This window comes from Escherichia sp. KTE172 (assembly GCF_000408845.1).
Taxonomy (GTDB): Bacteria; Pseudomonadota; Gammaproteobacteria; order Enterobacterales; family Enterobacteriaceae; genus Escherichia; species Escherichia coli.
The window spans coordinates 1,802,070-1,810,425 of record NZ_KE137316.1 but is presented as its reverse complement, the minus strand read 5'-3'; the positions used below and the strand labels follow the sequence as shown (position 1 = coordinate 1,810,425).

General features: G+C 51.6%; 9 protein-coding genes and 1 tRNA gene. 5 read left to right on the top strand and 5 right to left on the bottom strand.

The features are described from left to right. Positions 1-5: 5 nt before the first annotated feature. The 5 genes from G434_RS15120 (at position 6) to luxS (ending at position 3,647) form a co-directional block, all read left to right on the top strand. Positions 6-82, top strand: a tRNA-Arg gene (locus G434_RS15120). Between the two features lie 279 nt (positions 83-361). Then, positions 362-928, top strand: a complete 567-nt coding sequence (gene yqaB, locus G434_RS15125) for a fructose-1-phosphate/6-phosphogluconate phosphatase (RefSeq protein ID WP_000273303.1) — start codon at positions 362-364, stop codon at positions 926-928. Beyond that, on the top strand, positions 925-1,353 hold the full coding sequence (locus tag G434_RS15130) for a YqaA family protein (RefSeq protein ID WP_001287454.1): 429 nt from the start codon (positions 925-927) through the stop codon (positions 1,351-1,353). The genes yqaB and G434_RS15130 overlap by 4 nt, the downstream gene beginning before the upstream one ends. 72 nt (positions 1,354-1,425) lie before the next feature. Then, positions 1,426-2,982 carry a glutamate--cysteine ligase gene (gshA, locus tag G434_RS15135; RefSeq protein WP_000611791.1) on the top strand — a complete coding sequence of 519 codons (1,557 nt, stop codon included), beginning with the start codon at positions 1,426-1,428 and terminating at the stop codon, positions 2,980-2,982. Positions 2,983-3,131: 149 nt separating this feature from the next. After that, positions 3,132-3,647: an S-ribosylhomocysteine lyase gene (luxS, locus tag G434_RS15140; protein ID WP_001130211.1), complete on the top strand. Its 516-nt coding sequence runs from the start codon at positions 3,132-3,134 to the stop codon at positions 3,645-3,647. Between the two features lie 63 nt (positions 3,648-3,710). On the opposite strand, the gene emrB is transcribed toward luxS, so the two are convergent. The 5 genes from emrB to ygaZ all read right to left on the bottom strand — a co-directional run bounded on the left by emrB (position 3,711) and on the right by ygaZ (position 8,248). Further along, a complete protein-coding gene (gene emrB / locus G434_RS15145; RefSeq protein ID WP_001295176.1) occupies positions 3,711-5,249 on the bottom strand; it encodes a multidrug efflux MFS transporter permease subunit EmrB in 1,539 nt (512 codons plus the stop codon). 16 nt (positions 5,250-5,265) lie between these two features. Beyond that, positions 5,266-6,438, bottom strand: coding sequence for a multidrug efflux MFS transporter periplasmic adaptor subunit EmrA (emrA, locus tag G434_RS15150; RefSeq protein WP_001295175.1), 1,173 nt, complete (start codon positions 6,436-6,438; stop codon positions 5,266-5,268). 126 nt (positions 6,439-6,564) lie between these two features. Further along, positions 6,565-7,095, bottom strand: a complete 531-nt coding sequence (gene emrR, locus G434_RS15155; protein ID WP_000378442.1) for a multidrug efflux transporter EmrAB transcriptional repressor EmrR — start codon at positions 7,093-7,095, stop codon at positions 6,565-6,567. A 90-nt stretch (positions 7,096-7,185) separates the two neighbouring features. Then, positions 7,186-7,521 (bottom strand): L-valine transporter subunit YgaH, encoded by a 336-nt coding sequence (ygaH, locus tag G434_RS15160; protein WP_000119745.1) that lies wholly within the window; start codon positions 7,519-7,521, stop codon positions 7,186-7,188. Beyond that, positions 7,511-8,248, bottom strand: coding sequence for an L-valine exporter subunit YgaZ (ygaZ, locus tag G434_RS15165; RefSeq protein ID WP_000445659.1), 738 nt, complete (start codon positions 8,246-8,248; stop codon positions 7,511-7,513). The genes ygaH and ygaZ overlap by 11 nt, the downstream gene beginning before the upstream one ends. Positions 8,249-8,356: the final 108 nt, after the last annotated feature.

The window sequence follows — 8,356 nt, the reverse complement described above, 5'->3', positions numbered from 1 at the left end:
CCGATGCATCCGTAGCTCAGCTGGATAGAGTACTCGGCTACGAACCGAGCGGTCGGAGGTTCGAATCCTCCCGGATGCACCATATTCTCCGTAACTTTCAGCAATGAAAGTATGGAAGAGATGGTGGTAATAACCACCAGCACCTGGGTGGATAACGTTGCGCCAGCAACGGCCTGAAGGGCGAACGCCAGTGAGTCATCCTCCCGGATGCCCATATTCTCCAAAAAATTTCCTTCAAAAATATCTCATTTCTAAATAACTACTTTATCCATTTCCTGAATTTTCTTCTCCTTCTCCATCAGCGACAAAATCAAGCAATTACGCTAAAGTAGCGTCATATTTTTCGACTTGCGAGAAGACCATGTACGAGCGTTATGCAGGTTTAATTTTTGATATGGATGGCACAATCCTGGATACGGAGCCTACACACCGTAAAGCGTGGCGCGAAGTATTAGGGCACTACGGTCTTCAGTACGATGTTCAGGCGATGATTGCGCTTAATGGCTCGCCCACCTGGCGTATTGCTCAGGCGATTATTGAGCTGAATCAGGCCGATCTCGACCCGCATGCGTTAGCGCGTGAAAAAACAGAAGCAGTAAGAAGTATGCTGCTGGATAGTGTCGAGCCGCTTCCTCTTGTCGAAGTGGTGAAAAGTTGGCATGGTCGTCGCCCAATGGCTGTAGGAACGGGGAGTGAAAGCGCCATCGCTGAGGCATTGCTGGCGCACCTGGGGTTACGCCATTATTTTGACGCCGTCGTCGCTGCCGATCACGTCAAACATCATAAACCTGCGCCAGACACATTTTTGTTGTGCGCGCAGCGTATGGGCGTGCAACCGACGCAGTGTGTGGTCTTTGAAGATGCCGATTTCGGTATTCAGGCGGCCCGTGCAGCAGGTATGGACGCCGTGGATGTTCGCTTGCTGTGAGTGAAGCGTTATCGCTTTTCTCGTTGTTTGCCAGTAGTTTTCTCAGCGCTACACTATTACCCGGCAACTCCGAAGTCGTGCTGGTGGCAATGTTGCTTTCCGGGATCAGTCATCCCTGGGTTTTAGTTTTAACAGCAACAATGGGTAATAGCCTTGGAGGGTTAACTAACGTTATCCTTGGGCGTTTCTTTCCATTGCGTAAAACATCGCGCTGGCAAGAGAAAGCTACCGGCTGGCTGAAACGCTATGGTGCAGTCACGCTATTATTAAGCTGGATGCCCGTGGTTGGCGATTTACTGTGTCTGTTAGCGGGATGGATGCGCATCTCCTGGGGGCCAGTAATCTTTTTTTTGTGCCTTGGTAAAGCGTTACGCTATGTTGCAGTTGCAGCAGCGACCGTTCAGGGCATGATGTGGTGGCACTAATTGTAGGCCTGCACATATGGTCACCATTACAGTTATGCTAATTAAAACGATTTTGACAGGCGGGAGGTCAATTTGATCCCGGACGTATCACAGGCGCTGGCCTGGCTGGAAAAACATCCTCAGGCGTTAAAGGGGATACAGCGTGGGCTGGAGCGCGAAACTTTGCGTGTTAATGCTGATGGCACACTGGCAACAACAGGTCATCCTGAAGCATTAGGTTCCGCACTGACGCACAAATGGATTACTACCGATTTTGCGGAAGCATTGCTGGAATTCATTACACCAGTGGATGGTGATATTGAACATATGCTGACCTTTATGCGCGATCTGCATCGTTATACGGCGCGCAATATGGGCGATGAGCGGATGTGGCCGTTAAGTATGCCATGCTACATCGCAGAAGGTCAGGACATCGAACTGGCACAGTACGGCACTTCTAACACCGGTCGCTTTAAAACGCTGTACCGTGAAGGGCTAAAAAATCGCTACGGCGCGCTGATGCAAACCATTTCCGGCGTGCACTACAATTTCTCTTTGCCAATGGCATTCTGGCAAGCGAAGTGCGGTGATATCTCGGGCGCTGATGCCAAAGAGAAAATTTCTGCGGGCTATTTCCGCGTTATCCGCAATTACTATCGTTTCGGTTGGGTCATCCCTTATCTGTTTGGTGCCTCTCCGGCGATTTGTTCTTCTTTCCTGCAAGGAAAACCAACATCGCTGCCGTTTGAGAAAACCGAGTGCGGTATGTATTACCTGCCGTATGCGACCTCTCTTCGCTTGAGCGATCTTGGCTATACCAATAAATCGCAAAGCAATCTTGGTATTACCTTCAACGATCTTTACGAGTACGTAGCGGGCCTTAAACAGGCAATCAAAACGCCATCGGAAGAGTACGCCAAGATTGGCATTGAGAAAGATGGTAAGAGGCTGCAAATCAACAGCAACGTGCTGCAGATTGAAAACGAACTGTACGCGCCGATTCGTCCAAAACGCGTTACCCGCAGCGGCGAGTCACCTTCTGATGCGCTGTTACGTGGCGGCATTGAATATATTGAAGTGCGTTCGCTGGACATCAACCCATTCTCGCCGATTGGTGTAGATGAACAGCAGGTGCGATTCCTCGACCTGTTTATGGTCTGGTGTGCGCTGGCTGATGCACCGGAAATGAGCAGTAAAGAACTTGCCTGTACACGCGTTAACTGGAACCGGGTGATCCTCGAAGGTCGCAAACCGGACCTGACGCTGGGTATCGGCTGCGAAACCGCGCAGTTCCCGTTACCGCAGGTGGGTAAAGATTTGTTCCGCGATCTGAAACGCGTCGCGCAAACGCTGGATAGCATTAACGGCGGCGAAGCGTATCAGAAAGTGTGTGATGAACTGGTCGCCTGCTTCGATAATCCCGATCTGACTTTCTCTGCCCGTATCTTAAGGTCTATGATTGATACTGGTATTGGCGGAACAGGCAAAGCGTTTGCTGAAGCGTACCGTAATCTGCTGCGTGAAGAGCCGTTGGAAATTCTGCGCGAAGAGGATTTTGTAGCCGAGCGCGAGGCGTCTGAACGCCGTCAGCAGGAAATGGAAGCCGCTGATACCGAACCGTTTGCGGTGTGGCTGGAAAAACACGCCTGACAGAAAAGAAAAAGGCCACTCGTGAGTGGCCAAAATTTCATCTCTGAATTCAGGGATGATGATAACAAATGCGCGTCTTTCATATACTCAGACTCGCCTGGGAAGAAAGAGTTCAGAAAATTTTTAAAAAAATTACCGGAGGTGGCTAAATGCCGTTGTTAGATAGCTTCACAGTCGATCATACCCGGATGGAAGCGCCTGCAGTTCGGGTGGCGAAAACAATGAACACCCCGCATGGCGACGCAATCACCGTGTTCGATCTGCGCTTCTGCGTGCCGAACAAAGAAGTGATGCCAGAAAGAGGGATCCATACCCTGGAGCACCTGTTTGCTGGTTTTATGCGTAACCATCTTAACGGTAATGGTGTAGAGATTATCGATATCTCGCCAATGGGCTGCCGCACCGGTTTTTATATGAGTCTGATTGGTACGCCAGATGAGCAGCGTGTCGCTGATGCCTGGAAAGCGGCAATGGAAGACGTGCTGAAAGTGCAGGATCAGAATCAGATCCCGGAACTGAACGTCTACCAGTGTGGCACTTACCAGATGCACTCGTTGCAGGAAGCACAGGATATTGCGCGTAGCATTCTGGAACGTGACGTACGCATCAACAGCAACGAAGAACTGGCGCTGCCGAAAGAGAAGTTGCAGGAACTGCACATCTAGTCAGTAAACTATCTTCACAATTAATTGAAAAAAGCCAGTTCAAATGAACTGGCTTAGTTGTACTTAGTGCGCACCACCTCCGCCGCCACCTGCGCCAAATGGCGGTTTAGCAAACCACACCAGCCCCAGCAAGACGAGGAATATCCCGGCAGACATCCAGAAGATCTCATTGGCGGAAATAATCAGCCCCTGATTGGTGATCTGCTGGGCAATCCAGCCTGATGCCTGCTGTTGCGTCATTCCCAGTCCTTCCAGTTGACTGTACATCGCCTGGGCATTCGGGTTGAACGGGTTTACCGACTCGGTTAACTGTGCGTGGTGCATCGACTCGCGGTTGGTCCACATGGTGGTGGTGATGGATGTGCCGATAGACCCCGCCAGCGTTCGCGTAAAGTTAGAGAGGCTCGATGCCGCCGCCAGTCGTTCCGGTGGCAAACCAGACAGCGTAATGGTGGTCAGCGGCATAAAGAAGCAGGCCACCGCAAAACCCTGGATAAACTGCGGCCAGGCCGACGCGCCAAAATCCATACCTGGTTCAAAGGTATAGGCACGCCAGTAGAAGCAGACGGCATACATAATAAAGCTGAAGGTTACCAGCCGCCGCATATCCAGTTTATGCGCGAAGCGGCCGATAATCGGCGACAGGATCACCGGAATAATCCCTACCGGCGCAGAGGCCAAACCTGCCCAGGTCGCCGTGTAACCGTAGACCTCCTGCAACAACTGCGGCAGCAGAACAATCGCGCCGAAGTAGAGCATATACGCGAGGCTGATACACAAGCAGCCGATGGTGAAGTTGCGCGACTTAAACAACGACAGATCGACTATCGGGTTATCGTCGGTCAGCTCCCAGACAATCAGGAAGCAGATAGCCACCACTGCCACCACGGTAAGGATGATAATTTCCTGTGATGAGAACCAGTCCAGCTCTTTACCGCGGTCGAGCATAATCTGCAGGCTGCCTATACCAATAACCAGCAGTGCCAGCCCCACGGCATCAATCCGCCGCCGTTCGGTGCGGGTTTCGCGTCCGCGCAGGGTTTGCAGTGTCATCAACACCACCGCCACGCCAATTGGCACGTTGATGAAGAATATCCAGCCCCAGTGGTAATTATCGCTGATATAACCGCCGAGGATCGGGCCGCAAATTGGCGCGACAATCACCGTCATTGACCACAACGCCAGCGCGATCGAGCGTTTGGCTGGCGGGTAGTTATTCAGCAATAGACTTTGCGAAAGCGGGATCAACGGTCCGGCGACAATCCCCTGAATCACGCGGAAGAAGATCAGCATATTCAGGCTGCTGGAGACACCACACGCCCACGACGCAATAGCAAAGGCGATGGTTGACCAGAGGAATAGTTTCACTTCCCCGACGCGCTTTGCCAGCCAGCCGGTAAGCGGGATCGAGATGGCATTCGCCACCCCGAAAGAAGTGATTACCCACGTTCCCTGGCTGAGCGATGAGCCCAGATTCCCGGCGATAGTGGGGATCGCCACGTTAGCAATGGTGGAGTCCAGCACCTGCATGAATGTCGCCAGTGACAGCGCAATCGTCATAATGACCAGTTGCGCGCCTTCCAGCGGTTTTTGCTGTTGCATCACACGCACCTCTGGATTAGCCAGCGTTAGCTTTTACGATATCGTCGATCAGTTTATTGACAGGTGCCAGGCTGATTTCACGCGCGGTGCTTACCGCTACCGGTGTGGAACGTACTTTATTTGCCAGTACCTGACCGTCACGGTTAGTGGTATTGACGCTCACCAGCGTGGATAAACCGATACGCAGCGGGTATTGCTCGAGCTGTTTCTGGTCCAGTTCAATACGAACAGGCAGACGCTGAACGACTTTGATCCAGTTACCGGTCGCATTTTGCGCCGGAAGCAGTGAGAACGCGCTACCTGTGCCCATATCCAGACCAACCACTTTACCGGTGTATTTCACATCATCGCCGTAAATATCGGTGGTGATAGTGACCGGCTGACCGATACGCATATTGGCAATCTGCGTCTCTTTAAAGTTGGCATCCACCCACATATTGGTGGCTGGAACGACCGCCATCAGCGGCGTCGTTGGGCTAATTTGTGCCCCAGGCTGTACCGCGCGGCGGGAGACATAACCGGTCATCGGACTGACAATACGAGTACGCTCCAGCGCCAGCCAGGCGTTACGTACTTCGGTGGCAGCCTGTTGCACGGCAGGCTGATCTTCCAGTTTAGTCCCCAGAATCATCGCCTGATTGGCATTGTATTGTTGAATAGCGACGTCCAGTTGTGCCTGGGCACTGGTAACGGCGTCGCGGGCGTGTTGCAGCTCTTCGCGACCAATCAGGTTGGCATTGCCCAGCGGCACACGGCGGTTGTAGTCGCTTTGTGCTTTCGCGAGGGCGATTTTTTGCACCTCAATATTCGCCTGCAACTGTTTGCTGTTAATCATCAGCTGGTGGGTTTGGCGAACGCTGGAAGCCAGTGCAGTTTTGGCTTTTTCAAACGCCTGGCGAGCATCTGTCGGGTCGAGGGTGACCAGCACATCGCCTTCTTTTACAAAGTCGGTGTTATCGGCCCAGACTTTCGTCACGCTGCCAGACACCTGAGACATAATTTGAATCTGATTCCCTGCCACGTATGCGTCATCGGTTTCTTCGAAATGACGCAGTACCAAAAACCAATAAATCCCTATCGCTACGGCAATAATTATAAAGAGCAAGGTGAGAAGGAGGAGCAGACGCTTACGTTTGCCGCTCTTCTTTACCGGTTGCTGCGGGGTTTGAGTCTCCGCATTTGCGCTCATATTGTTCTCCACGATCTTCTTAACTCATCGGCTGAGCCGACCTGCTTGCCAAAAAGGCCAGCATGTTGCGATGCTGGCCAGTCATTTTTTCTTTTATAAATCTGGATTTTTGAGCGAGATGACGCGTTAGCTCATCGCTTCGAGAACCACACCGTCTTGTTCCATCTGGTCGAGACGGGAGAGCAATTTGCGGGTGATTTGCTCGAGCTGATCTTTTTCTGTTGTACTGAGCGCGGACCAGAGTTGATGCAGGCAGTTATGCTGCGGTGGTAAAACCTCGCGCAAAAACTCGTGACCTTTTTCCGTTAATTGCAGATGCAGGCAGCGGCGATCGTTATCGCTTTCACGACGTTCGATCCAACCGCGTTTTTCCAGTTCATCGGCAATACGCGTCGCGTTGGTACGGGATGATCCAAGAGCACAACTCAATTCAGAAGGCTGAATACTGTGGTTTTCCTGAGACTCCAGCGTAATCAACGCCATAAACAACGTCTCGTTAATCCCCTGAGCCTTCAGCATTTTATTGCGGTTCTCCAGCAGCTTGCTTTGCATGTGCATGCAAAGACGGGTCAGAAGGATCTCCTGATAAGGAAAATCTTCGTGGCGGCTGGCGCGAAATTTTAGCATTTGTTCAATGGGCGTAAACGAACTATCCATTTGGGTATGACCTCATTAATTTCAGCCGATATAGTAACGACAGTGACAAATAAAGTAAATGTATTGTTTTAGAAAAATGATTCTTGTGGGTTATATAATCGCCATCACTTTCCAGGCGAGCCCGTAGGCCAGCGCACTAAGCAGTGTTGGGATGATAATGCTGCGTGTTTTATAGAAACTGGCACCCAGTACCGCGAAGCCGACCAGCGTGGGCACGAAACGGCGTGTATCGTGCATCACTTCTGGTGCGGTAGAGACAACCAGCAGAGCGCATATCGAGGCGATGCCAATGGTGTCGAGCAATATGCCTATCGCGCCACGTTTGGTTGGGCGGGCATTACCCACACGCAGGCGCAGCGGCAAATAGCGGAAGCAATAATTCGCCGCGCCAACCAGTAACCCAAGCAGCAGAACCTCATAGCTCATCGGGCGCTCCTTGCCAGAATGCCTGGATTAACGCAGTGAGGCAGCCACAGACAATGCCTGCCAGAATGGCGACGGGAATAGAAAATAGCGTTACGCCTGCAAGGGCACTAACTAACGCTGCGGTAACGCAAAGAGATTGTTTGCGCTGGAAAGAGGCGAGCAGGAAACTCATAAAGAGTGCCGGAAGCATAAAACCTAATGCTGCTTCAACGGCGGGATATCCTTGCAGCAAGCCGCTGCCGGAGAATGCCCCTATTACCGTACCAAATACCCACGATGACCATGAACTGAAGGCAATGCCGATCATCCAGTTCTCGCTCCAGCGGCGATTATTGCGTACCAGTTTTGCGGTTGCGGCGGCAAAAACCTCATCCGTCAGGCCAAATGCCCACAGGGCGGTTTTCGATTTTTGCAGACGCTGAATAATACGGCTACGCAGTGACGGGCCATACAAAACATGGCGAACATCCATTGCCATGACGGTCAGTGCAGCAACCCACAAACTACTCCCGGCTGCCAGCATCGCGGTAATGACGAACTGGCTCGCGCCTGCATAAATGATGCAGGAGAAAAAAACGCTTTCGAGAGGAGAGAATCCCAGACGGGTCGCATTCAGACCGAACGCAAAGGCCACCGGAATATAACTAATAACAATCGGTAAACTGTCTTTGCATCCTTCCATGAAGGTCGCCGAACCAGGAGCAGGCTGTGGAGTAGGGCTTTCCATAGAGTGTACGCTTAACGATTGTTAATATTATAAATAGACTGAATGAATATCTTAACCTTATCAGACTGATGGGCTTCTTAACACCCTTATAAGTGTAAAGCCACGAAA

Excerpts from the sequence above, each read along its gene's own strand:
- yqaB (WP_000273303.1), top strand. The coding sequence starts at position 362 with ATGTACGAGCGTTATGCAGGTTTAATTTTTGATATGGATGGCACAATC.
- luxS (WP_001130211.1), top strand. The coding sequence starts at position 3,132 with ATGCCGTTGTTAGATAGCTTCACAGTCGATCATACCCGGATGGAAGCG.
- emrB (WP_001295176.1), bottom strand. The coding sequence starts at position 5,249 with ATGCAACAGCAAAAACCGCTGGAAGGCGCGCAACTGGTCATTATGACG.
- emrA (WP_001295175.1), bottom strand. The coding sequence starts at position 6,438 with ATGAGCGCAAATGCGGAGACTCAAACCCCGCAGCAACCGGTAAAGAAG.
- emrR (WP_000378442.1), bottom strand. The coding sequence starts at position 7,095 with ATGGATAGTTCGTTTACGCCCATTGAACAAATGCTAAAATTTCGCGCC.
- ygaH (WP_000119745.1), bottom strand. The coding sequence starts at position 7,521 with ATGAGCTATGAGGTTCTGCTGCTTGGGTTACTGGTTGGCGCGGCGAAT.
- ygaZ (WP_000445659.1), bottom strand. The coding sequence starts at position 8,248 with ATGGAAAGCCCTACTCCACAGCCTGCTCCTGGTTCGGCGACCTTCATG.